The organism is Candidatus Omnitrophota bacterium (genome assembly GCA_028699255.1).
Classification (GTDB): domain Bacteria; phylum Omnitrophota; class Gorgyraeia; order 2-01-FULL-45-10; family 2-01-FULL-45-10; genus FEN-1322.
This window is the reverse complement of record JAQVUX010000004.1, coordinates 20,762-46,206: the sequence shown is the minus strand read 5'-3', so window position 1 is coordinate 46,206 and position 25,445 is coordinate 20,762. Positions and strand designations below refer to the sequence as shown.

Below are 25,445 nucleotides of genomic sequence, written 5' to 3'. Positions count from 1 at the left end.
CGATGTTAGAATTTGGTGACAATATCAAACTGAACTTCATTCCATGGATCTAATTTACCCCAGGATTTAATTGGTTCCATCCAGTAATACTCTATGTTAAGGCCTGTGTTTTTAAGCAGTTGATATTCAAACGCTATATTAATACCTTTACCGTTCGTGCCGCCTTCGGCAGGCACACCATTGGTATTCGCGCTGGTCGAGGATGCGGTATAGGTTCCGAATCCGTAGAAGTCCGAATCCGGTGTGAAGTCCGCGACTGCATCGCGCTCTATATAGCGCCACTCCGTCCTGACTTTCCAATCCCCCTGAGCCTTCAACTTCTTCTTACCTATATAGCATCCGAGCAGGAATCCGTTGTTCTGTTCAGAGCAACCCATGTTGTGGACAAAATCTGTATACAATCCATTGGGCAGTGGGATATCGAATATCTTTTCGTTATCCACGCTTAGTAAAAGATCGAGGAGGTAGTAGTCGTATCTATACGTCCCGGCCGTATTATCCCCGCCGGCGCCGTTCCACCAACGCGAGTTCGTCCCAGACGATCCGGTAGGATTTTTGCCCTTCAGGTGCGTAAAATCCCACATGCTGGTCGCGATCTGCATTATCGTATCAAGCGGGCCGAATCGCGCGGTCTTTATACCTGCCTGGCCGCCGAAAAGCAGAGGATCGGCGCTTATGTTAGCGCTCTCGTTCAGCCAGTGAAAACCAAGGTTGGAAAAAATATTAACATCCGGTAGAGTGCCGATTTTCAGATCGGGCGACACATACTGAAATGCGATACCATTCAGATTTATGTCCGTGTCCCATACAAGTTCGGAGGATTCGTAAGGATTAGTAAACCTGCCCAGCCAGAGCCTGGCATCGCTGAAATATTGGCCGTAATCCCTGATCATTTCGCTCGGAGCATCCACCCTGATGTAGTATTGATCGAACATCGCATAGTCTTTCGCAAAATAATCGTCAAGGGTATCGTTCGTCGATCTGGCGCTCGTAGCCCCTCCGGCAAACCTTACTCCGCCGTACATAAAATCGTTTATCTTCCCTTCCATGTAGAATCTGCCTCGAACTCTTTCTCTAATACGCTGGTGCTTTATAGTAGAAGCGCTGTCGGATGTGGTAGGCTTCCCCCAGTCCCCTTGAGTCCTGAACCTGACGTCACCGCCCCACTTTACCCGCTGGGTCCAGTCCGGCACAGAAAGCGACTTCGCCTGCGCCAAGTCTTTCGACACCTGCAGTTTCGTCTCATCCATAATGATCTGCGCCTCGGCAGGCGACAGGACACTCTTTTCCACTAACTTTTGCACCAACACATCCACTTCACTTGCCTGCGCCTGCCTGCCGTGAGCCGACGCAAATAAAGCCACCAGACATAATACGAGCAGTAGCTTCTTCATTTTATCACTCTCCCGTTTGTGTTTTTTTCTTTTTTCAATCCAACATTTTATCTTTTATTTATGGGCTCAAAATCGAATTTTCGTATTTTCCTCAAGTTCTTCTCGACATCATACATCTCCTTAGCATAATAGACACTATGCTCTTTCCACCGCTGATCATCTTCTATCTGCGCGAGGATCTGTTTAAGATGTTCCACCTGAGCCCTAACGCTCCCTATTATCAGTTCGTCACCGAACATACTTCACCTCCTTCCGTATATGTGGGGGCCGTTTGTTTTCTAACAGGAGTATAGAATATGGATATTAAATCCGCTTCAAGGGGAAGTAAAATACATGTAAAGTTTTTACAGGGTTTTAAAAATTACTGGCAGGGTTAAAATTTATTGTTGTGTAACAGGCCGCATTTTTAAGAGCTCTTCGCCGCCTTTTACGGCATCGTGAACCAGAATTTCGATCCAACGCCTTCCGCGCTCTCTACACCGACGGTACCGTCGTGCAACTCTATTATGTGTTTGACTATCGAAAGGCCCAGGCCGGTGCCGCCCAATTCGCGGGAGCGCGCCTTGTCCACACGGTAAAATCGTTCGAATATGCGTGAAATATCTTTTTCGGGAATCCCAAGGCCGGAATCTTCAACCGTTATCTTCGTAAAACCGGACATATCATTATTGTAGATTTTAATAAAGCCGTTGCCCTTATTAAATTTTATGGCGTTATCAATAAGATTGGTAAACACCTGCTCGATCTTCTTTTTATCGACATTAACTACAAGGCCCGGCCGAATATTATTTTCTACTTTTATATTTTTATCCTTCAGTTGTGACGAGAAGCCGAGGATGACCTTGTCCGATTGCTGCCTTAGATCGACATTCTCCTTATTAAGCGGCGTTTCTTTCGATTCAAGACTGGACAAAACAAGCAAATCACTCACCAGCGAATCCAGCCTTTCAGTATGTTCCTGGACTATTTTCAGAAAATTCCGGCCGTTTTCCTTGTCATCCAGGGCGCCTTCCAGGAGCGTCTCCACAAAACCCTTTATAGAGGTAAGCGGCGTCTTCAATTCATGTGAAACGTTCGCCACGAAATCGCGACGCATCGTCTCGAGCCGCCTTATCTCCGTTATATCATGTATTACCGCCAGGCATCCGACAACGATATCAGCATTACCCCCGGACGAAACAGGAACATCGAATATGGGTGCGGCATTTATTTCAAATATACGCTTCACCGGATATAAAAGCGTTATTTCGGCGCGCGACGATTCTCCGCTTCTCAGCGTAATATCGATTATCCCGAATAAGTCATTATTGCGGATCGCCTCGAGAAAAAGCCGGCCCTTTACCGCAGAACCTGATACGGCGAATATCCGCTCGGCGGCCGGATTGATTGAGACTATGCGGGCAAGGCCGTCTATCACCATAATACCTTCTACCATACTGTTAAAAATTGCCGCGAGTTTTTGATTTTGGGATTCGATCTCTTTTACCTTATTTTCAATATCCTGCGCCATGTGGTTCAGTGTAGACGCCAACTCGCCTATCTCGTCCCTGGAACCATGAAATATCCTGCGGCTGAAATCCCCTTCCGAAAACCTGCGCGATACCTGGATCATTTTATTTATAGGCCCGACCGTCTTAAGCGCCAGGACAGACCCAAGTATAAAAGCAAAAATAACGGCGAAAAATAATCCAAGAAATACGATTTTTCTAATGACAAAAAGGGTGTTCTGGACACTCGTAAGCGGAAGCGCGAGCCGCAGAGCCCCCGCGATTACGTTCTTATTCTGTAAAGGAAGCGCGGCGTAGAGCATATCTATTTTTAGCGTAGGCGAATAGCGGATATCCACTCCGACGCGGCCGGCAAGGGCCGTCTTTACCTCCGGCCTGTCGCTATGATTTTCCATACGCGCAATATCTTCCAGCGGTTTTTCGGAATCAGCGAGAACTTTACCGCTGACAGAAATAACGGTAATCCGGCATTCCGCCATCAGGCTCAATTTTTTAACGACACTTTCCAGATAAGCCGTATCTTCCCCGGCAAGCTTGTCGGAAAACAGGCGATCCTCGATAAGACGGGCCCTTGTAATAAGAGACGATTGAATATTATGCAGGGAGTTTTTTTCGAGCTTTTTGTCGAGAAAAAAAGCTATAAGCGTAAAAGGTATCAGGATAACCAGCAGGTAGGATAATATAAGTTTTGAGCCGAAACTAGTAATCTTCATTCTCGTCTTCGAACCTGTATCCGTAGTTTTTAACCGTTACGATATATTTAGAGGCGCTCTTCAGTTTTTTACGCAAAGTTCTTATGTGCACGTCGACTGTGCGCGTCTGTATCTCGAGCGACTGGTCGAGTCCCCATATCGTATTAAGCAGGTAGTCGCGCGACAACATCCTGCCGTTGGCCTTTACCAGCGTCTTTAAAAGCTCGAACTCTTTCGCGGTAAGCATTACCGGTTTATTTTTTACCATTACCGTTATCTTTAAAAAATCGATAACGAGATCCCCCGCCTTCAACACCTCCAGGGGCCGGCCTTTTTCTTTAGCTCGCCGCAACACCGCTCTTATCCGGGCGATGAGTTCCTTCGGGCTAAACGGCTTAGTCACGTAATCATCCGCCCCAAGTTCCAATCCTACGATCTTATCGGACTCCTGAGACTTAGCGGTAAGCATAATTATCGGGATTGAAATCGTCTGGCGCGAGTCTTTATCTTTTAATGCCTTGCACACTTCGAAGCCATTCATACCTGGCAGCATCAGGTCGAGAAGTATTAGATCGGGGCGCTCTTTGCTGGCCGCATCAACTGCGTCTTGGCCGTTACGCGTGGAAGCCGTATCATACCCTTCCTTCTTAAGGTTATATTCGAGCATCCTGATAATATCTTTTTCATCTTCGATTATGAGTATCTTCTCTTTCGTCATTTAGATGCCCTCTTAAACAGTACATGGAAAGCATTACGTTTATCGAAATTCTTCACGAGACGGAATGTCTCGATGATCGCCCATGCGCCGTAAACCCACGTTATTTCGCGGCGGATGTCTGGAAAGATGAACTGGGTAAGCCATAGGATAAAAAGCGCCGCCGCTTCGAAGAAGCCGAAGTCCATGCTCGCCAGGAATAAAAACCCCAGGTAGGACTGGACTATCGTCAATAGTATTTCGGCCTTCTGGTGGCCGTCGAATACGACCGGCGCGAAATGACCGAGGCCGAACGAATAAATAAACGGTATCATCGCCACAAGTATCGTCCACTGGTTTATAGAGGAGGACACAAAATTGACCAGCGCCATCGGAGCCTTCGTGACCTTTCGCGCCCAGTAAAACGCAGAGAGTTTCTCCGGAAATTCGCTTAAAAACGGCGACACCCACTGGACAAAAACGAATTGAGATATACCCATAGATACGGCTATGGCAAGCATCGAATTAAGAAAAGGGTGCGCCGAGAAAAATATGATCACCGCGCCGGCTAAAAATAAACCTATAATCCATATGATATCGGCGGGATATTTTAACTTCATGACATATTTCGGAACGCGACCGAGATCATTCACACCCTCCTTGTCGCGGGCGGGAAATTTTGACAGAGCGTACAGGTACGCGAAGTAGATCGCTCCAAGAATGACGCCGTCAAAAACATTTAGCGTCCCTTTGAAATATATCACCATAAAATAGATAAGCGCCGGAAGAAGCGCCAATATGGCGACGGCATGTTCATCATGTAATTTTATGGACCAGGAATATCTGTCACGTCCCTTTATTTTACCGAAGAACATCGAGACGAAATAGACCATCGGCCAGCCGAGACCCACGAATAACCTCAAAGAACCGGTGAAGTTGGCCGTGATGAGATGTAATTTTGCCGAATCCTTCGCGGCGCTAAAAGCGATAACCGCTTCGACCGCAAACTCGGGAAGTGTCTGCACCCACGCGAGCACCGCGAGGGCAAGCCCCTGCGAGATGAAGAATTGGCCGCATTCCGCCGACCAGGCTATAAGCATAGCGGCAAGTATTATCGCCGGAAAAGTCCATATCGCGTTTAATGCTTCCACTCTATCTTCTCCTCACATGCTAACCGCGTAGGTTTGCTACCGGCTTACCACAGAATATCAACCTGTTAACCGCGTAGGTTTGCTACCGGTTTACCACAGAATAACCTACGCGGTTATTCTATACGCGGTTATTCTACGCACGGTTATTCTCAACCTGTTAACCGCGTAGGTTTACTACCGGCTTACCACAGAATAACCTACGCGGTTATTCTATACGCGGTTATTCTCAATACGCGGTTATTCTATGCGCGGTTATTCTATCCTCGGTTGCCTCTCTGGTGGCTATCAGCTTCACGCCCAACCCGAGGAAATTTTCCTCTATCACATCGCCGCATTTCACCGGCCGAAGTATCCGTATCTTCCTTATCTCCTCCATCGCCTTAAAAAGATCCGTCTTTGGAATGGGTTTGTCCGTCCGCACGGGAACCAGCTTCAACGCAAGGCCATCGGCAATAACGGTGGCGGTCAATATCCTTACCGGGGCTTCCACTTCGGTCAGGGCATACGCGACCCCCTTAGGACAACCGTTGCCTGTAACTTTTACGGCCTTGCAGTTTTCAATATCCACCGAAAGCGTACAGCCCCTCGGGCATTCTATACAGGTGAACTTTTTCGTCGTCATCGGCTACCTCTTATTATAAACTCCGCGGCGCGCTTACCGGCAAGCTCGCTATCGGCGGTTACAGAGTCGACATAGTCATAAACTTTGCGCGCGTTTCCGCAGACGAATACTCCCGGGTTCTTCTCCTCATCGATGGTAAAACCCGCCATCTCGATAAGTTCGTTCTCCGGAATAAGCCCGACCGATACGAGCACGGTATCACAGTCTATTTTAAGCTCCGTGCCGGCTATTTCATTCATATTCTCATCGATGCGAACGATATCGACACCTTCAACCCTTTCCTGGCCGCGGATCTTCCTGACTTTGTGATTAAAATATACCGGTATATCGAAATCATCAACGCACTGGACGACGTTGCGCGCCAGCCCCCTGGTCTTCGGCTGTATCTCGACTATCGCTTTGACCTTCGCGCCGCCGAACGTAAAACGCCGCGCCATGATAAGCCCTATGTCACCGGAACCGATTATCACCACTTCCCTGCCCGGCAACAACCCCTCGATATTTATAAGCCGCTGGGCGAGCCCGGCGGAAAATACGCCCGCAGGCCTCGTGCCGGGGATGTGTATCATCTCGCGTGTCCTCTCGCGGCAACCGGTCGCCATTATAAGCGCGCGCGGCTGTACTTCGCAAAGTTTACCCGGCACAAGATATGTAACCGTCTTATCGGGCGCCAGGCGCACGACGAACGATCGCAGGCTTACCTCTATGTCCGATATCGCGTTTATCTTCTTTATAAATCTGTCGGCGTATTCCGGGCCCGTAAGTAATTGTTTAAAATAACCTATCCCGAATCCCGTATGGACGCATTGGTTGAGAAGCCCGCCCAGATACTGGTCGCGCTCTATGAGAAGAATATCCTTTATCCCGGCCGCGTAAGCCGCCGCCGCGGCCGCCATACCAGCCGGGCCTCCGCCTATAACCACAATATCTCTTTTAACCATCGGTCTTTTCCTCACCCCTTTGCTCCTTGACCAATTCCGACCCCTCACCGCGTTTCGTAACTCCCGTAAGCGGCTTTCCCGTCTCTTCCGCCAGTATCTTCATAAGTCGCGGCGTACAGAAACTGCCGTGACAGCGCCCGGCCTGCGCGCGCGTCCTGAATTTTATCCCGTCCATCGTTACGGCTCCGCGCGCAATAGCCTCGCGCACTTCTTTCGCCGATACCGTCTCGCATCTGCAAACGACATCGCCGTACGACGGGTCTTTTTCTATAAGACTTTTCGCCTTATCCAACCCAACGGCGAAAAGATGCGCCTCTTCCCTGCGATGAGCGCGGAAGAAAAATTTTCTCCTCATTTTAAGGCCGTTACTCTTAAGAAGGCCCGCGACCATAAGCGCTATGGCCGGCGCGGCGGTAAGCCCGGGCGACTGTATTCCGGCGACATTGATAAATCCCGGCGCGCTACCCTCATGCCTTATTATAAAATCTTCCCCGGCGACAGGCCTTAAACCCGCGAAATACGCGATAATATCGTTTGGGTTTATAGAAGGAACCATCTTCCTGGCGCCTTCGAGGACTTTACTAAGCCCCGCTTCGGTCGTCGCCAGATCCTCTTTGTCACCGACATCTTCAGACGTCGGGCCTATCATCGGATTGCCGTCGGAAGTCCTTGTAACCAATATGCCTTTGGATATCTTCGACGGTAGCGGGAAAAGAAGATGTTTGGTTATGTTTTCCCGCTTCTTATCGAGAAGAAACTCCTCGCCTTTACGCGGTTGTATTTTAAAATCGCTCACTCCGACCATCGCAGATATGCTATCGGCATAGAGTCCCGCAGTATTAACCACATACCGGCCTTTGAATATTCCTTTTGTTGTGTCTATCTCGAATCCAGGATTTACCTGACGGATATTTTCGACTTTCGCGCTGGTGCGTATCTCAACGCCGTTCGCGGCGGCATTCTCTGCGAAATCGTAAACCCAGCGATATGGACTTATGATCCCTGCCGTCGGCGCGTAAAGCGCGGCTACGACATTTTCAGATAGATTAGGCTCGTTGGCTCTTAGCCATTCCCTATCGACCATCGTAAGGCGCGGCACGCCGAGCTCGTCGCCATCTTTCTTCAATTGCAGAAGCCGCAGGCGTTCTTCTTCGTTGAAAGCGACGATGAGCTCCCCCACTTCTTTAAAATCCACCGAAAGCTCTTTGGCAAGCCGTTTAGTGAGCGCGTTACCCTCGACGCAAAGCCGTCCTTTAAGCGAACCCGGCTTATGCTGTGTGCCGGGATGGATTATGCCGCTATTCGATTTGGAAACACCGAAGGCAAGCTCTACCTCTTTTTCCAGTAAGCTAACCTTCAGGCGATACCGCGAAAGTTCGCGCGCTATCGCCGTACCCGCAACGCCACCGCCTATTATTATGACGTCATAGTTATTCATTTAGTCACCGTCCTCGCGATCGCCCGGCGCCAACCGGCATATAAAGCGGCTGATTCTCTATGCGGCATCTCCGGCCGGAATACCCGGTCGACCTCCCAGCACTTTTTTATCTGTTGCGTATCTTTCCAGTAGCCGGTCGCAAGCCCCGCCAGATATGCCGCGCCGAGCGAGGTCGTCTCCACAATCTTGGGCCTTATCACATTTATGCCGAGTACGCCCGCCTGAAAACCGCACAAAAAATTATTCGCGGAAGCGCCGCCGTCGACCTTTAAACTCTTTATCGAAAGACGCGAGTCTTTACGCATCGCGTCGATGACGTCTTTTGTCTGATAACACATCGCCTCGAGCGCCGCGCGTACTATATGGGAAGCGTGCGTCCCCCTCGTAATGCCGTATATCGCACCCCGCGCGTCCTGGTCCCAGTACGGCGCGCCCAACCCCACGAGCGCCGGCACGAAATAAACTCCGCCGTTATCCGCGATAGACGCGGCGAGCGCTTCTGACTGCGCGGCGTGCTTTACGAGTTTGAGTCCATCGCGCAACCACTGTATCGCCGCCCCGGCGACGAATACCGAGCCTTCCAGGGCATATACCGGTTCGCCGCGCGCGCCGCAAGCGAGCGTGGTTATAAGCCCGTGCTTCGAGACCGGCCGCTTAGTGCCCGTATTCATGAGAACAAAACATCCCGTGCCATACGTATTCTTTATTGTACCCGGCTCGAAACACGCCTGGCCGAATAACGCGGCCTGTTGGTCGCCCGCTACCCCGGATATAGGAATACCCGCCGGGAGCCGGAGCGTCGCGACTGTGTGGCCAAATACACCCGACGATCTTTTTACTTCGGGCAGTATTTCAAAAGGAATGCCGAATCTTTTCAATATATCTTTATCCCATTCGCGCTTCGCTATATTAAAACACATCGTCCGCGAGGCGTTGGTATAATCGGTCGCGTGGGTTCTTCCGCCTGTAAGTTTCCAAAGTATCCAGGTATCCGGCGTTCCAAAAAGTATCTGACCGCGCCGCGCCCTGGCCATGACACCCGGCACGTTCTTCAGTATCCACTCGATCTTCGTCGCGGAAAAATACGCGTCTACAGGTAGCCCCGTGCGCAATTTAAAAAACGCGCTCTCGCCGCGCCTTGCGTTCATCTCATCGCATCTGGACGCGGTCCTCCTGCACTGCCAGACTATCGCGTTATGCACCGGCCGGCCTGTGCGGGCGTCCCACATGACGGTCGTCTCGCGCTGGTTTGTAATGCCGATAGCATCTATCGCGCCGGGCGGAACTTTGCGCAAGACCCGCTGAATCGACGCATTCACGCTATTCCACAGATCGTGCGGGTCGTGCTCGACCCACCCCGGACGGGGAAAATGCTGGGGAAACTCCTGATACGCGGAAGCGATCTTCCTGCCCATTCTGTCATAAACCACGGCGCGGCTTCCCGTCGTACCCTGATCGATCGCCAGAATATATTTCATTTTATCCTCTCCTCGGCCCATTTCGCTATCTCCTCAAAAACTTTTTCCCGCCCGAGATCTATCGATAATGAATGATACATTTCCGGAAAATCCACGAGCTTCTTGTCCTGCGCCGCGACCAAGCGGAATATCGCCCGCGTCGGCGCCGGATCGACTATCCTGTCTTCCCCGGCCGTCAAAAACAGCACAGGCGCCTTTACCCTGCGTGCCGCAAGCCGGGCACGGAGCTGAGCCATCACCAACCCAAATATGACTTTCGCCGAAGCCGCGCGATATTCGCGCGGATCGCTCTCCAGTTTCTTTATATAAAGCGGATCACGCGTGCAACAGGACGAATCGAACGGTAATTTCATCTTTTTCGCGGGATTATAGAATAGCGTGCCGAACATTTTTATAGCCCATAAAAAACGTGGCCTGTACCTGTTGGCAAATGCCGGCGAGATGCATATAAGGCCGTCGAATATCCCCGGCCGCGCGGCGGCCAAAGTAAAGATAAGTAACGCTCCCATGCTTTCACCGATGGCGAATATTTTTTTTGATGGATTTTCTTTCGCGATAATTTCACGAAGACGCATTATCTTGCGGTAATAACTTCCGAAACTGTCGCTTTGGCCGGTTCCGGCGGAAGCAAAATCTTTAAGCTCTACAGCGTAAGAGGCTATCCCGCGCTTCCGGAAAAAATCGGCAAGCGCTTCCCATCTGCCGGCGTGCGCGCCCAGGCCATGGACAAGCAAAAACGCGGCCTTTGGTTCCGGAGAAAACCACCGTTTGTAACCCTTTTCTTTTTCCGCGTTCCAGATATTTTGCATATAGTTAAAGGTGCTTTACGACCATTCCTAAGGGCCGTTTCTTTGGGGCTACGTTCTGTTTCATGGCATGCCCCACGGGTATTATAGCCATAAATTCGCCTTCCGGCTCGCCCAGAAAGCGCAAAACATCATTCTTTATTAAAACCAGCACGCCCAGCCATACCGCCGCAAGATCAAGAGATGTAGCGGCGACAAGCAGGTTCTCTACAGCGGCCGCTGAACTCTGTATTTCCATAATCCGGAAAAAATCCCTGCTGGATCCGCTCTCTATTTTAAATAACTCGCCGCCTCTTTTTATCAGCTCCCCGGTATTCGCCACGGCGATAACCAGCGGCGCGGAAGCTATACTACGCGCGGCCATACGCAATAATACCGAGGAAGGCCTGGTAAATTCGGCCGATTTAGTTCCGACGAGGTCTACGAGGCCGCTCTTCTTCCCGCCTTTAAGCACGATAAATTTCCACGACTGCTGATTATGAGCGGACGGGGCATGGTTCGCCGCGTGCAGTATAGTCTGAAGATCATCGTCGTCGACCGGCTCATTACTGAACATCCTTGTACTGCGCCTGTCTTTTATAGATCGGAGGGTGTCGTTTCTTGACAAATACATCCAGGAATCGGGCATCTTTACTCCTTCTCTATCGTCTTTGTAAGTTCTTCCCAGAATTTTTTGCGTTTTTCGGAACCTAATTCCGACTGCGATGGAAATTCAAGAAGCGGCACTTTTATCCCGCTCTTTTCCAGCTCCTCAGCCAGTATCTCCGCCATTATACCTTTCAAAACCGGCTCGTCCGGCGCCGGATTGTCCACCGGATTGGGAGACTCCGTCTGGTATTTGTTAATTTTATGCTTTCCCCAGCGCACCCCGCAGGTCGGGCTATTCTCGAGTCCGATAAAACACACGAGACGATAACCGTTCTTTACAAATTCCCGCACCATCAACATCGGAACTTCCAATAATTCTTTGCAATGGTTCCTGAAAAATATACTGTCGTACTGTTCCCTGCCCTGCGGATTGCGTTTTAATCCCATAGCGGTCGTCTCCGGGCACGGATATTGTATAACACCAACCTTCTTTTCCATAAGATAATCTACAAGCTCCCTCGATAGCGCGAAGTTCTGCCCTAAAATATGCACTCTGCAATACGGGTTTACTAAGCACTGCGCTATGAGTATGACCCTCTTATCTTTTTTACTCATGTCATATCCTCCGACTGTCGTACGCCCAATGCAAGACGGCCTGTCTCTGCCTGGGCCTGCACAGTTTTTCGCCCTTCGGGCAATGTTTCTCTACCTGGGCGATATGGCGCTTCATTGCCTTCCATCTTTTTATCTGGAATGCGTCTTCTTCCTCAAGGCGGCGGCCCATATAGTAGCGGCAATACCACTGGAACCACCCGCGCGGGTCTTCGGGATATATCCAGCCCTTCGCGCGCCAGTATGAGAGCGGTTTACTTGCGTTAATTTTGAAATAATTTAATTCCGGGTTATGGCGAGCAGGACAAAGCTTCGCGTTTTTGAACCAGTCGGCGGGAAATTCTTTGCGGCAATCGGTCATATACCGCCCCCCGAATATTCCGAGGGCGAGCATCTGTTTCGGCGTCAGTTCCGGCTTGAACCCGGGATCGAACCTCTTCCCCGGCGCGCAGATTCTGACATACCGGTAATTTTTCTGCATCTTGTCGTTTACAACGACCGTTTTCCGGATCATTGAATATAATTATATCATAAAAAGCCTCCGCCGCGTCCGACTAATTATTACTTTGCGAATATTTTATTCAATGCCGCCGTCATGCGTGAGCTTTTCATGAAATTATTCCATATAAGCCCGGAGGTATAATTAGATATCATAAGCGCCTCCGGCCCGACATTTATGCCCACATAATTCTGCAAAACAGCGCCGTTATTGCCGAACGAGTCCGTCGGGCCATAATCACCCCAAATGCCTTTCGCATAATACGTCCTGAAATAATTTTTAAGCGCGCTCAAAGCGAGGTTATTATTCTCGTCTGAAGATTCTTCATCGGAAGCATTCCTCATGAACGGCAGACAGCTTATAGCCCCGCAAGGCGCGATAACCCCTCTGGAATCCGGCACACCGCTATTCGCCTCGCAGGGCGAAGCGCCAAGCGTACCGAAATAGTCCGCGTAGTTATTAGGGTTATAGCACGGTGTCAATCCCCAGCTGTCCGCGCCGTAAGAGTTCGGATATTTTACCGACTGATCGATGCAGAATTGTCTGGCCGCGTAAGCGGCATTCACAGAGTTCTGCCACCAGTCGATCGCGGGGACGCTATTAAAACCGGCAGTCGAAGGATTATCAGCCCCGAGTTTTTGAAAATCCACAAAACAATGAGCGAGATAATATGTGAATAACGATCCGAAATAAGAATTGTAAACCTTATATCCGGCATATTCGCGCTCAACGCGCGGCCAGCTATACATCGTCTCTAAGAAATCGAGCGCGTCCGGCTCTTTACCAAGCGCCATTATCGATACTAAAAGCGCTTCATCGCCCGGCCTGTCCCAGTTGTATATGATAATGCCGCTATTGGGAGACCACCCGTGAGAGAACCGTTTAAGATTCGTCAGGAGAAAAAACCGCCAGTTGAGATTATTATATATCGTTTCAACCTTCTCTTTGATTTCTCCGCCGAAATACTCACCCGCGGTAACCGCACCGGCCATAAATATCGCCATATCCACCGTCGAGACTTCTCCACTGACGCGCGTACCATCCGCATTGATAAGATGGTAAAGAAACCCGCCAATCCCGTAGCTGTTCCCGGATTCCGTCTGCATTCCCTGGTATGTTATACAGTTATCGAGTATCTGATTCACTCTGGCGCGTATATTGGCGGCCGGGATATTGCAATACGGATTATCGGGACATCCGGCAAACTCGTCCAGGATACACATTGCCGCAAGCCCGAAACCTGTAGCCGCGACACTCGAGCAGGAGCCGGAATAATTGACATCCTGCACAAAACCGTTTGAAAGCGCCTTGTAGTAGAAGTACTGAGCCGCATGTGTCATGGTCTCAGTCAAGAGCTCCCTGTCCGTCCATTGAGGGTATGGTTCGACTTTCATTTCTATATATTTAGTTGTCGAGCGCCCCTTGTAATCTGTCAGGCCCAATGTAAAACCGTACGTCCCCGCCTGTGTCGGCCGCCCCTCTATAAGCGGAGAATAACCGTTGGTAAAAGATAGGCCGGGCGGCAGGGAACCGCTCACGATCGACCATGTAAATGGCTGTACGGCATAATTCTGATGGATATTTTCGGAATAAACATCATGCACCACACCATCCGGCAGGCCCGTTGTAAATATTTCCGGATAAGGCGGCAATACATCTACACAACTCGAAACTGTTTTTGTATTCACCCCTCCCGGCCCTGACGCCGCCAGCGATACATTGTAGTAACTTTCATACCCCATCGAGCTTGGAAAACTGTGGCACCTGACATAATCCCAATACGTCTCTATATTCGGTATGAGTGGATTAGACCTGTAATCCTGGAGGCTTGACTGCACTTGTCCCCACAATTGTCCAAATCTTATCGATGGCACATAAGGGCCATCTTTCTCCGTATAGGTCATGTCCGCCCGCATCCTCTTCACACCGTCAACAAATACTTCTACAATACCGTTATTCACATACACGCGATATGTATGGTAGTCCGATACCGTATCCATCCGGTAAGTTGCCTTGCGATCGATGCAATATTCTATGCCAATATCGTATTCCGAAAAATCAAGACGCCATGAGTATTTATCATCCGTTACGGATAGGCATGTAGTCCCGTGTCCGAAACCGTCATCATGCCCCATCCTAAATCTGGCTTCAACTATATATGCCCTGGATGCTTTGAATGACGCAGGCCGCTGATACGATACATAATCTCCATCCGGATAAAGATTGGACTTAATATGCAGAGCGCCTTCCGAGATCTCCTCTATCGCCGGATTAGAGGTAGAATACCTCGTCCATGCCGGAGAAGAATTATCCGGGAGGTCATCGCCCGTATATTCTGTTTCCCATAAATACTTACTTAAATACGTATGCGCCGGGCTTTGCTCTGTGCTTGTCGCGCTGTCGCCGAAGCTCCACAACCATCCCGTAACACTGCCGGTAGAGCTATCCGTAAACTGTACCGTAAGCGGCGCCTCCCCCTTTACGGGCGTCGCGGTAAAAGCGGCAACCGGAGGCGTCAAAGCCAGGGTCACCTGCACGGAGGCCACAGCAACGTTTCCGGCCTGGTCCGCATCGGACACTGTTACCGTATTCAGACCCTCGGATAGATTAAGACTTTTGGTTTTCGCGGCGCCGTCAGACGTGTAACTTGCCGTAAGCGCCGGCACGCTGACCACCGCTCCGCCGTTAGGGTCTGTTATCACGATTTTAGGAGGAACCGTATCGAGAGTTATGCTGGCGGTGCGCGCGGCCGACCAGTTACCCGCCTTATCCGAAAATTTTACATACACCTTCTTGACGCCGTCGCCTGAAGAAAGATCCCAGCCCTTTTTAACAGCATATGGTTCCGGTGCGGTCCAGTTCACATTATCATTGGAAAACTTCATCTGGTAAAGACCGGAGCCCCCCGGATTATCGCTTGCCGAAAGCTGGAGAGTAACCGACGCCGATTTGGAATACATATTCCCATTGTTAATAACGATACTGCCATAAGGAGCGCCGGCCTCAGGCTTTATTATCCACGCGCCCGCTCTGATCCAGGCGCAGGCAGCGCCCTGCTTATCCTTTGCGTAAAGATATGTGTTCCGCAGGCCCGCAAACGCGTTTTTGAATGTAACATTCCATTGCATGGTGAGTATCGTTCCGGAGGATAGTGAAACCGTCTTCGCGCAGTTAAGCCGGGCATACGAATTTTCTATCACGCTTGAAGAGCCGGAAAACTCACCACCCACCCATGCGGTACCGGCGTCATTCATCATATACAACTTATTGGTAACGCGGTCATAGTATGCGTAAAGACATTTTGGATATGCGATATTCATATTCACCAAAAAATAAACATACCGTATGTCCTGCGCGCCGTTACCGTCGGAGCATTTCACCTGGAACGTAACGGCCGTGCCGGCGGACGACGAGCCGGACGACGGAGTTATCGCAACAATCCCGGGCACCTGGTTGGCGGCATAGGCAGGTGCGGTGAATAACGCTCCGGCAAATACTGCCGATACAAAAATCCATACTCTAAAAATCCCTATTCTGCTATTCATGACAACCTCCATTTTATGCCAAGCATTTGTGTAATCGTTTACATAAATATGTAAAAAAGAAACCGGCGCCGTAGTTATGCCGACTGCCGCTCTATCAGTTTAAAAGGAAATTTTTTCTTCACAAACCGCTTCTGCCTGCCGGCCAGTATGTCTTTAAGCATAATGACCGCGGACCTGCCCATTTCATGCAGATCCAGCTTTACCGTTGTAAGCGGCGGATTCGAAAATTCGCCGGCCGCTATACCGTCGAAACCGGTTACAGCGATCTCGTCCGGGCATTTAAATCCCGCCTGGCCGATCGCTCTTATCGCGCCGAGCGCCATGCTGTCATTCAGGCAAAATATCACACTGTGTTTTAACGATTTACGGCTCAAAAATCGATTAGCCGCCTCATATCCGCCCTGCTCCGTAAAATAACCGTTTGCGATATCGTTCTCGACGTCGAAACGTAGCTTCCGCTCTTTCATGGCATCTAAAAAACCCTTCTTCCTGGCGCTCGAATCCGGAGAATCCGATCCACACCCTATAAAGAAAAAACGCCTATATCCTTTATCGATAAGATATTCGGCCAGATGCCGCGAAGCCGAATAGTTATCGCTATATAACTGGCTCATGTAAAATTTACGATGGTAGTCATTTATCATCACGACGGGCCAGGCCTTATTCTTATATTGTTCACTCTCCCGCGCCAAGTCCGGGAATTCATGCCCGTATCCGTACGGCAATATAAGCCCGTCGAGGCCATGTATCTTTATTATTCCCTGAAGCGTATGATGACGGGCGGATGAAACGATCTTAAGGTCTAGAGAACTTCCTTTTAAGCCATCGATCACACCGTTCAGTATCTCGTGAACGTAACCACTGATCGTGTCCGTCTCAAAATTAATGAGAAATCCGAAGGTATCCGTCCGCTGGCGCCTGAGCGATTTCGCCATCCTGTTGGGTATATAATCGATTTTTTCGGCGGCGGTATATATCTTTTTCCGGGTAGCTTCCCTCACAACGCCCGCAGTCTCTTCATTGAGCGCCCTGGAAACCGTAGCGACAGAATATCCGGTGGATTTCACTATCTGGTAGAGCTTGCTTCGCTTCATCTTGTTTGCTCCAAAATGTAAACGTTTACACCATATATGGAAAATTATATCGCTTATTCGTTATCACGTCAAGTGTATTTTTTAGTATTTCTCATGTCCTTCTTCTCGGAACGCATGCGCTTGAATTCCAGCATCTTCTCCTTCGCCCTGCGGGAGCGCTTCCGCTTCTGGCGACGCAGTTTCTCTATCCTTTTCTCCTCAGCGGCCTCTTTGCCTAAGATCACCGCTTCGATCTTTCGCAGTAGTATCCTCCTGGCCAAAAACCGGTTCAGGCTCTGGGAGCGCTCCTCCTGGCATTTTACCTCTATACCCATCGGAATATATTTTAAATATACGCACGCGGAGGTTTTGTTTACTTTTTGCCCGCCCTTCTTTCCGGCGAGTATGAACTTCTCATCGATGTCGGATTCCGCTACGCCGAGCGCTGACATCCTGGCCTTCAGGGCCTCTTCTTTCTCTCTACTGGTTCCAAATCTCATGATTTCATTTCGCGAAGATGGTATAAGTGGCAACTATCATAAGGAAGACCCCGAATGCTTTCCGCAGGATAAGATTGGGCACGCATTCGGCTACATTGGCGCCGATCAGCCCGCCCACAAGAAACCCCAGGCAGATAAACGCGGCAATATTCAGTCGGACGTGGCCGCTATGGTAATATCGCATGACGGCAAGAAGCCCTATCGGCAGTAGCATGATCGCAAGCGTCGTGCCCTGCGCTTCATGCTGTGAAAGACCGGCTAAGAATATGAGTCCGGGGATGAGTATCGTCCCGCCGCCTATCCCGAACATCCCGGAAAGCGTACCGGCTATAAGCCCCAATGTTATGTATAATAACATTACGCTCTACCCTTCCCCGATATTAGATCCATTTCTTACGCTTGAAAAAGAATAGCATCATGGTAGTTATGGTTATCATTATGGCGAGCACGGCCGGATATCCGAATTTGCTGTTCAATTCCGGCATATGTTTAAAATTCATTCCGTAAATACTGGCTACGAGAGTGAGCGGCATCATTATAGTGGCTATTATCGTAAGAGTCTTCATTACTTCATTCAGGCGGTTCGATACGATCGATGTATAAGCTTCCATGGCGCCTGTGATAACGTCGCGGGAAGTACCGATGATATCATTGAGCCTCACAAGATTGTCGTATATATTCCTGAAATAGATAATATTCGCCGGGGATATGAGCTCGAAATCACCTCGCGCGACTGACGATATAATATCGGCCTGTGGGCCTATAGTGCGCCGTAAGTACATTATCTCGTTTTTAAGATGGTATATCTTTCTTAAAGTTTCCTGGTTCGGCTCCTTAAATAATTCATCACTCATCTCGTCCACGAAGTTATCGAACTTCTGTATTATAGGAAAATAACTCTCAACGCATGAATCGAGTATGGAATAAAGTAACATATCCGCCCCATGCATCATCATGGGCGAATCCTTTTTGCTCCTCTCTTTACAAACCTCTACGGAGCTTAAAGGGCAATTATGGAAAGTGATCAGGAAGTTTTTCCCGAGACAGCAATCCAGTTCCGCGGTCTTTACTTTTTCCGCGCCGTTCACGCCTATCGATTCCAGCGAGAACATGATTAGGAAAAAATAGTCTTTGAATTTTTCGATCTTGGGGCGGGCATTCGGCATTATAAAATCTTCTATGGTAAGCGGATGCAGATTAAATACCGACGTGAGAAAATCGATGTCGGAATCATCCATATCAAGCATATCGAGCCATATGAGCGAGCGCTCATCTTTAAGGGCATCGACGATCTCCTGAGTAGAAACTCCGGTCTTGATACCTTTGTCTGGGTGGTATAAAAATGCGTCGTACATACGTATAGATTACCTTATAAGTATTCTTCTGTCAATCTTTGGGATGTCTTAAAAAATTATATGATACAACCCCGCGCCGATAATACTGCCGATGAGCGGCCCGACAACAGGTACCCACGCGTAAGCCCAATCGGGGTCGCGCTTGCCGGGGATAGGAAGAACTGCATGCGCTATACGCGGCATAAGATCCCGCGCCGGATTTATGGCGTAGCCGGTCGGCCCGCCGAGAGAAAGCCCTATACTGAAAACGAGTATACCTACAAGATAGGGTCCGATACCGCTACCAATGGAATTATGGACATTGAATATTCCGAGCACTCCCATCAGAAGCATCGCCGTACCGATTATCTCACATAAGAGGTTCGCGCCGTAGTTACGAATTGCCGGCATAGTGCAGAAACATGAAAGTTTTTTGTCGGAATCTTCTGTAACCTTCCAGTGCGGAAGATATGCCAGCCACACGATAACGGCTCCGATGAAAGCGCCGAGTATCTGCCCGGCCAGATAATGAGGGATCTCTTTCGGAGCTATCTTGCCGATAACAAAGAATCCGAGTGTAATAGCGGGATTAAGATGCGCGCCGCTGATCCAGCCGGCAATGTAAACCGCAACGCCGACACCGAATCCCCACCCGCTTGCTATCACCATCCATCCGCTATTCTCACCCTTACTCTTTTTTAATAGCGCATTCGCGACAACGCCGTTACCGAGCAATACCAGCACCATCGTACCGAAAAATTCCCCGATAAAATTATGCATGTCGGAAGCTCCCCTTTTCTGCTATCGCCATTTACTCGCGCTTCTTACGCTTACCCGCAGACTTCCTCTTGCCTGTGCCGGCCTTACGGTCACCGGTGTAACGCTTGTAATAAGGCGCTTTCGGCGAATGTCTCGATTCCGCGCGTCCTGATTCCGTGTGTCTCGAATCTGCGTGCCTCGGTTCCGCGTGCCTATGATCGCCGCCTTGTTTGAACGGCTCACTCGCTTTGCGCTTTGAGAAACATTCTTTGCAGTATACGGGACGATCGCCGGTGGGCCTGAAAGGTACTTCGCACTCTTTCTTGCAATCCGCGCAGACCGCTTTATGCAGGATGCGCTGAGCCGGATCGAATCTCTGCGGCGGAGTAAAATTGCGCTTTCCCTCGAAAGGCCTCTCCTGGGGGCGGTTTATTACAATGTCTATCTTCTTTTCTAATGATGCAAGCTGTTGTTGTATCTGAACCATGAGCTCAGCTAAATCCGAAACCTTTTTCATCTTACTCCTTTATAGTGAGCTTTTCGCTCTTATCTCTTCCTGCGAACCGCGTCAAATACCTCTTTATTGATGGCCTGCCGGTCAACCGGCTTGCCGGCCGCTTTTGCCTTTTTAACCATCAACTGCACCATCTTCCTTTTAATAAGCTTCTGCTGTGTTACACCCTTTTTCCTTTTTCCAAAACCGCACTTCTCGCTGTAAAGCCCCATTTCATTCCTCCTATTGTTTTATACTGCCGGTAAAATTCCCCGATGGAAAGCGTTAAATCAAATTAAACTACGGCGGGTATGTTATTTTTGCCTGTCAACAGCATCTTGATAATAATAAGAATAATACGGATTCCCGTCTGCTACCGCGACCCTGTTAATAACCGTTCCCACTACTCTTGTCTTGGCGGCAATCAAAAGGTCATATATATGCGCAAGAAATCTTTTGGAGGATCTTCCGCCCTGCACAACCATGACCGTACCGTCTACAATCATTGAAATTATAACAGCATCCGTAACTATGCCCACCGGCGGAGTATCCAAAAGAACAATGTCATAATTTTCTTTAGCTTTCGCGATAAATTCTTTTGCTTTGTGACTATTAAGCAGTTCGGATGGATTGGGCGGGATTATACCGCCGCTGACCATATATAAATTCTCAACGGCTGTCTTCTGTATAACATCATCAAATGAGCATTGTCCTGATAAATAATTACTAAGGCCAATATTGTTTCCTTTTTTAAAAACATTATGCAGACGGGGTTTACGCATATCCGCGTCAACTAAAAGCACCTTCTTTTTGTTTTGAGAAATGGCAATGCCAAGATTGCATAGTGTAATCGTCTTTCCCTCCTGCGGGCCTGGGCTGGTTATCATCATACTGCGCAGTGGATGATCTTCCGTCGAAGAAAAAAATATTTTAGTCCTTAAAGACCGGTATATTTCCGCTATAGGATCTTTTGGTTTTGAGTTTACCATAAGATCTTTTTCAAAATCCTTAGGGTATTCTCCGCCGATCCCAATATCCGGTATGTTTACCAGAAAAGGCCACTTCATCACCTTCTCGACATCGTCGATAGTCTTAGCATTATCATCCAGGTATTCAAGAAAAAATGCTAATCCCACTCCTCCGAACAGACCAATAATAATTGATATAACTATATTCAGCATCTTCCTTGGCCTTACCGGTGTAATCGGTTTTTCCGCCGCATCTTGAATGCTGATATTATTGGCCTTGAATCCGGATAGCTCATGCTGAGATCCGCGGCGCAAGTATGCCTCTATATCGTTGTAGTCATATACCGACTTCTTCTCGCGCTCAATGCGATCAAGTATATCGGACATCTCTTCTTTTACTTTTATCATTTCCGGATGACCGGCCCTGTAAATCTTTTCAAATTCCGATTCCCTGGCTTCAAGTTTGAGATACTCATTTTTTAAAAGGTTAAGTATTTCGCTCTTCGATATATAGTATAGATTGCGCATTACATATAACTCGGCCATGTGGTTGGCAATCCTGGCGGCAAGTTCCGGATCCCTGTTTTCCGCGCATAATTTCAAGAGCCGCGTATCACGCACCGGCTCTACTTTGATTGTTTTAAGAAATATTTTTATCGGGTCTTTGGCTTTCGCATATTTTCTCATTTTGATCAATTCAAGATCGTCAAACACTTTTCGCGCCAAACTGCGCGATGTCATTATTTCAACCTGACTTTGAAAATATTCTTTGTATGCGAGATAATCGTGGGACTGCATTTCGATCATGCCGGTCGCAGTCAGAACGTTCGGGCTTTCGGGATCGATAAGTAAAGTGGTTGTAGCGCGATATACGGGACGAATAATAAAACTGCCTGCCGTAACTATTAAAACAACGGCCGCGAAAAAAGTAATGATAATATCGCGTCTGCGTTTTATGACATCCGCATATTCTTTAATATGAACATCTTCCTGAATAACCGAAAAATCCATCAAGACCCTTTCTTTAAAAAAAACTTTCGGATACGACGACTATATCTTCCGCCTGCAGGATAATATCCTTGTCCTTGTCGCCTTTTTCAGTTATATCTTTCGCGTTTATAATGATTGTCCGTTTTTTGCCGTCCTCCATGCGCATTACTTTCGTCTTAGTAAGATCGGCGATCTTCGTAAAGCCTCCGGCCATGGCTATGGCCTGCATAAGGGTCATCTCTTTCTCGCCAGGCAGAGCATACTTGCCGGGCGACTTAACTTCTCCTATGACAGAAACCTGACGCGTATTATATTCTTCGATGAACGCCAACACCTGCGCATTGACAAGATAATCTTTCTCGAGAAGCTCTTTGAGCTTCTGCTCCAGCTCAGGAATGGTAAGCCCGGAAACGGCTATCTTCCCTACAAGAGGGAAAGTGATAAAGCCATCCGCCGTCACCCTTGTTTTGGTTGTAAGATCCGGCTGGCCGTGGACATTTATAGTAATAACATCGGTAGGCTGTAATTTATATTCCGACTTTCCCGCGAAAGCATTTACGCTCCACAGAAGGATCAGGATAGATAAGGTAAGGGTTGAGAAAAATTTCATACTAAAAACCTATTGTACCGTTCACCGTCATCTGGTGATCTACATAATCGAAAATGTCGAATCTGGAAGATCTGTTTACATATTCATATTTAGCTTCTACCGATATCCATTTCCGGATATCGTACTTAAGGCTGGCGCCGGCATCGTAATAATTATCGTATCGTTTCGCAGTCTCACCATTCTGAGTAGTTTCAGATGGATACATATGGAGCTGATACGAAGCAAAAACATTCGAGTATATCTTAGGAGTAAAATCGTGTTTCCACTTAAACCCAAATAAATTTGCGGTATAATAGTTCATATTCGAGTATAGGGACTCATATATTTCCCTGTCGAATTCAAATACCAACCCATCCTTGGAGGTCGGGTTATAACCAAAGCCGCCCCTCATTACAGGGCCTATATAATCTTTATCATCTATGATGCTGGATTTGTCATAATCCTGATATTTAAATCCAACTTTAAAATTTATACTCCCCTTCGCGAACCAGTCACCCTTAAACCCTACCAAAACCTCGTCATAGTATGATCCGGGAACCTGCGAGGTATTATAATAATTTATAAAGCCTAGATCGTTCTCCAGCAGTATAGACGTCTTGGGCCAAAACCTATAGCTTACCGTGGCATCGATTATATTCACGTTGCGGTTTTTATCTTCATATGTTAAAGCACCGAGGAATGGGTCCGTCGAGTCATACATCTCCAGCCTGTTCGTGTAGCCCACGTCCAATGCGAGACGATTAAACTCTGCCGACAAACCTGCCCTTATATCATTTATTTCCTGTTTCAGCCGGAGGGAATTTTCATTCGCGGCTCTATCCGTAAAAATCCGAAAGGTATCTTTTAATGTAAACTTATAAAAATCGGCGAAGACTATATCTGCCAGCCCTCTAAGGCGCTGGTCTACATGGTTTTCAGAATGGTTCACGCCATACATAAATATATCCGCCTGATAATCAGCGCTTAGAGTGGCATTATGCGAAAGCTCTTCTATCCCAATGGATGGGCTCAAAACAGTTACAGAGTCGATTTTTCTATCTGTATTCTGCAAATAAATGTTGGTATCGATAGTTTCGGCGGCTTTAAAGGCCCCGTGTAATTTCGAGTTACCTAAAAGTTTGATGCCCGTCCTGTCGGGAAGATCGATACTGGTGAGTTGTGCATAAGTTGTGTTTGCCGATAGAAACGATAATGCGACTAAACAAACAACTACCCCTTTAGTAGCGTCTTTTATGCTCATCTTCTACTCCTTCGTTTATCCGCCGCTTACGGCTCTTTCCGGCGTATTGTTGGGAGGTTCGACGTTATTCTGGTTTGCTGTGGGAGGTGTATAGGGCTCGACAGTAACAGTCGTATAATATGCCGTCCACGTGCTCACGTCGATGTCGGACGCCGGCGATGGTCCGCTGAACGTGCCGTTCGCGTTAAATGTCATTATGTATCCCGCCGTAACGGTGTATGTCTTCCCGTCTATTGGATTTACTACGCTGATAGAGCCATCTGCCACATAAACGCTGGTACCATTCGGAGTGGCTTTAACATAATATACTGTGCCGGTTGCATTATAAGCGGCATTTGGCGTCTTCACGCTGAAAGTGGATGAGGTATCGACCTTGGTAACGATCATGCGAAGATCACCCTTCGTCATGTTAACTTTGAGCGATCTCGCGGTGCTGGTCAGAACAATCTCATCAACGGTCATTTCAGTGCCCGGCCTTACGGATATACTACTCTTGTCCGGGAGTTCCAGCGTCGCGGTTCCACACGCTTCGCACATCTTGCCCTTATTATCTACGAAATTTTTATCTTTGGAATGGATATCGCAATAATCCGTCTTGATCGCGTCTTTAGCATGCACCGCCTGTCCAAGAGCAACCTCAGTCCATATCTTAGCGGGATATGCCCTAATTAAAACCTTGCCGCTCTTCGCGGTAACTGTCAAGGCCGCGCCTTCGGCGGCAAATGATGAAACCCCAAAAAACATCAACACCATGCCGGAAATTATTGTAAGGACATACATCTTTTTCATATTAACCTCCCATAAATTGATTATTTATATTTTAAACATTATACCATAAAAACTTTATTGTCAATAAAAAAATCTCGCTTTTTTATTTTTTACATTTACAACCACTATTCCAGATGAGCGTCTACATATGTCGCGAGTATTTCAGCTACTTTAGGCGGCGGATTCGCTGAAAAATAATTATCTATTACGGCATGAGCCATTTCATGACTTACAACCGAATCGGATATGCCATATTCGGAAGTATAAATAGTCTGGTATTGATGAATATAAAAAGCCTGGCATCGCTGTCGGGTCCCCATCATCCTGAAGTAAGCCTCTGCCAGGGAATCTTCATCTTTGAAGATCTTTATCGTGAGTTTTAAATTTGGAGGATACATATCAAGCATCTCTTCAACGTGTTTCAAGAGCCTATCCGCTCTTTGAGCGACTTTATCTTCCGGAGCCGCTGACGAGGCTTCGCTTGAGCTAAAAAACCCTGATGAAAATAGCCCCCTGGAATTCAGCCTGCTCGCTACAGTATTAAGATTAACTGAATCTTCATATTGAATCGTAAAGTAGCGGGTCTCCATAGTAAGCCAATTATTGGACACCTGGGTAGATGGCTGTATGTTTTCATTATCGGTAGTCTCACAAAAAACCCGTGGCGCCATGTAACCGAAATATATATAAAAAAACAGACCCATGGCCAATATAGGAAAAAATCTGCCTGTACGCATCGTAT

Annotated in this window: 25 protein-coding genes and 1 pseudogene; all 26 read right to left on the bottom strand. The window is 48.2% G+C overall.

Annotated features, from left to right (window positions below):
- Window positions 1-5: 5 nt before the first annotated feature.
- The 26 genes and pseudogenes from PHS46_04225 to PHS46_04100 all read right to left on the bottom strand — a co-directional run bounded on the left by PHS46_04225 (window position 6) and on the right by PHS46_04100 (window position 25,440).
- The gene (locus tag PHS46_04225) at window positions 6-1,394 is read right to left on the bottom strand and encodes a putative porin (protein ID MDD3905724.1); all 1,389 of its coding nucleotides are present in this window, start codon (window positions 1,392-1,394) and stop codon (window positions 6-8) included.
- A 47-nt stretch (window positions 1,395-1,441) separates the two neighbouring features.
- Window positions 1,442-1,633: a hypothetical protein gene (locus tag PHS46_04220; GenBank protein ID MDD3905723.1), complete on the bottom strand. Its 192-nt coding sequence runs from the start codon at window positions 1,631-1,633 to the stop codon at window positions 1,442-1,444.
- Between the two features lie 188 nt (window positions 1,634-1,821).
- The gene (locus tag PHS46_04215) at window positions 1,822-3,615 is read right to left on the bottom strand and encodes an ATP-binding protein (protein ID MDD3905722.1); all 1,794 of its coding nucleotides are present in this window, start codon (window positions 3,613-3,615) and stop codon (window positions 1,822-1,824) included.
- Window positions 3,602-4,312 (bottom strand): response regulator transcription factor, encoded by a 711-nt coding sequence (locus tag PHS46_04210; protein MDD3905721.1) that lies wholly within the window; start codon window positions 4,310-4,312, stop codon window positions 3,602-3,604. The genes PHS46_04215 and PHS46_04210 overlap by 14 nt, the downstream gene beginning before the upstream one ends.
- Entirely contained in the window at window positions 4,309-5,439 is a 1,131-nt protein-coding gene (locus tag PHS46_04205; GenBank protein ID MDD3905720.1) for a sodium:calcium antiporter, read from the bottom strand. Before PHS46_04205 ends, PHS46_04210 begins: the two co-directional genes overlap by 4 nt.
- A 226-nt stretch (window positions 5,440-5,665) precedes the next feature.
- On the bottom strand, window positions 5,666-6,061 hold the full coding sequence (locus tag PHS46_04200; protein MDD3905719.1) for a DUF1667 domain-containing protein: 396 nt from the start codon (window positions 6,059-6,061) through the stop codon (window positions 5,666-5,668).
- On the bottom strand, window positions 6,058-7,002 hold the full coding sequence (locus PHS46_04195) for an FAD-dependent oxidoreductase (protein ID MDD3905718.1): 945 nt from the start codon (window positions 7,000-7,002) through the stop codon (window positions 6,058-6,060). The genes PHS46_04200 and PHS46_04195 overlap by 4 nt, the downstream gene beginning before the upstream one ends.
- Window positions 6,995-8,440 carry an NAD(P)/FAD-dependent oxidoreductase gene (locus PHS46_04190; protein MDD3905717.1) on the bottom strand — a complete coding sequence of 482 codons (1,446 nt, stop codon included), beginning with the start codon at window positions 8,438-8,440 and terminating at the stop codon, window positions 6,995-6,997. Before PHS46_04190 ends, PHS46_04195 begins: the two co-directional genes overlap by 8 nt.
- Window positions 8,437-9,918, bottom strand: coding sequence for a glycerol kinase GlpK (gene glpK, locus PHS46_04185; protein ID MDD3905716.1), 1,482 nt, complete (start codon window positions 9,916-9,918; stop codon window positions 8,437-8,439). Before glpK ends, PHS46_04190 begins: the two co-directional genes overlap by 4 nt.
- The gene (locus tag PHS46_04180) at window positions 9,915-10,727 is read right to left on the bottom strand and encodes an alpha/beta fold hydrolase (protein MDD3905715.1); all 813 of its coding nucleotides are present in this window, start codon (window positions 10,725-10,727) and stop codon (window positions 9,915-9,917) included. Before PHS46_04180 ends, glpK begins: the two co-directional genes overlap by 4 nt.
- Before the next feature lie 4 nt (window positions 10,728-10,731).
- Window positions 10,732-11,352 carry a nitroreductase family protein gene (locus PHS46_04175; protein ID MDD3905714.1) on the bottom strand — a complete coding sequence of 207 codons (621 nt, stop codon included), beginning with the start codon at window positions 11,350-11,352 and terminating at the stop codon, window positions 10,732-10,734.
- A gap of 2 nt (window positions 11,353-11,354) precedes the next feature.
- Window positions 11,355-11,927 (bottom strand): hypothetical protein, encoded by a 573-nt coding sequence (locus PHS46_04170; GenBank protein ID MDD3905713.1) that lies wholly within the window; start codon window positions 11,925-11,927, stop codon window positions 11,355-11,357.
- Window position 11,928: 1 nt separating this feature from the next.
- Window positions 11,929-12,438: a hypothetical protein gene (locus PHS46_04165; protein ID MDD3905712.1), complete on the bottom strand. Its 510-nt coding sequence runs from the start codon at window positions 12,436-12,438 to the stop codon at window positions 11,929-11,931.
- Window positions 12,439-12,485: 47 nt separating this feature from the next.
- Window positions 12,486-15,968, bottom strand: coding sequence for a glucoamylase family protein (locus PHS46_04160; protein ID MDD3905711.1), 3,483 nt, complete (start codon window positions 15,966-15,968; stop codon window positions 12,486-12,488).
- 74 nt (window positions 15,969-16,042) lie between these two features.
- Complete coding sequence (locus tag PHS46_04155) at window positions 16,043-17,062, bottom strand: LacI family DNA-binding transcriptional regulator (GenBank protein ID MDD3905710.1); 1,020 nt, start codon at window positions 17,060-17,062, stop codon at window positions 16,043-16,045.
- A 68-nt stretch (window positions 17,063-17,130) separates the two neighbouring features.
- A complete protein-coding gene (locus tag PHS46_04150; GenBank protein ID MDD3905709.1) occupies window positions 17,131-17,541 on the bottom strand; it encodes a peptide chain release factor-like protein in 411 nt (136 codons plus the stop codon).
- A 4-nt stretch (window positions 17,542-17,545) separates the two neighbouring features.
- On the bottom strand, window positions 17,546-17,899 hold the full coding sequence (locus PHS46_04145) for a sulfite exporter TauE/SafE family protein (protein MDD3905708.1): 354 nt from the start codon (window positions 17,897-17,899) through the stop codon (window positions 17,546-17,548).
- 22 nt (window positions 17,900-17,921) lie between these two features.
- Complete coding sequence (gene corA, locus PHS46_04140) at window positions 17,922-18,896, bottom strand: magnesium/cobalt transporter CorA (protein ID MDD3905707.1); 975 nt, start codon at window positions 18,894-18,896, stop codon at window positions 17,922-17,924.
- A 48-nt stretch (window positions 18,897-18,944) separates the two neighbouring features.
- Entirely contained in the window at window positions 18,945-19,655 is a 711-nt protein-coding gene (locus PHS46_04135; GenBank protein MDD3905706.1) for an aquaporin family protein, read from the bottom strand.
- Window positions 19,656-19,893: 238 nt separating this feature from the next.
- Window positions 19,894-20,067 (bottom strand): annotated as a pseudogene (locus tag PHS46_04130) (hypothetical protein).
- Between the two features lie 113 nt (window positions 20,068-20,180).
- Window positions 20,181-20,360, bottom strand: coding sequence for a hypothetical protein (locus PHS46_04125; protein MDD3905705.1), 180 nt, complete (start codon window positions 20,358-20,360; stop codon window positions 20,181-20,183).
- Window positions 20,361-20,441: 81 nt separating this feature from the next.
- On the bottom strand, window positions 20,442-22,106 hold the full coding sequence (locus tag PHS46_04120) for a polysaccharide biosynthesis tyrosine autokinase (protein MDD3905704.1): 1,665 nt from the start codon (window positions 22,104-22,106) through the stop codon (window positions 20,442-20,444).
- Window positions 22,107-22,119: 13 nt separating this feature from the next.
- A complete protein-coding gene (locus PHS46_04115) occupies window positions 22,120-22,695 on the bottom strand; it encodes a polysaccharide export protein (GenBank protein MDD3905703.1) in 576 nt (191 codons plus the stop codon).
- A 1-nt stretch (window position 22,696) separates the two neighbouring features.
- On the bottom strand, window positions 22,697-23,935 hold the full coding sequence (locus PHS46_04110; GenBank protein MDD3905702.1) for an outer membrane beta-barrel protein: 1,239 nt from the start codon (window positions 23,933-23,935) through the stop codon (window positions 22,697-22,699).
- A 15-nt stretch (window positions 23,936-23,950) separates the two neighbouring features.
- Entirely contained in the window at window positions 23,951-24,724 is a 774-nt protein-coding gene (locus PHS46_04105; protein ID MDD3905701.1) for a FecR family protein, read from the bottom strand.
- 104 nt (window positions 24,725-24,828) lie between these two features.
- Window positions 24,829-25,440, bottom strand: a complete 612-nt coding sequence (locus PHS46_04100) for a hypothetical protein (protein MDD3905700.1) — start codon at window positions 25,438-25,440, stop codon at window positions 24,829-24,831.
- Between the last annotated feature and the right edge of the window lie 5 nt (window positions 25,441-25,445).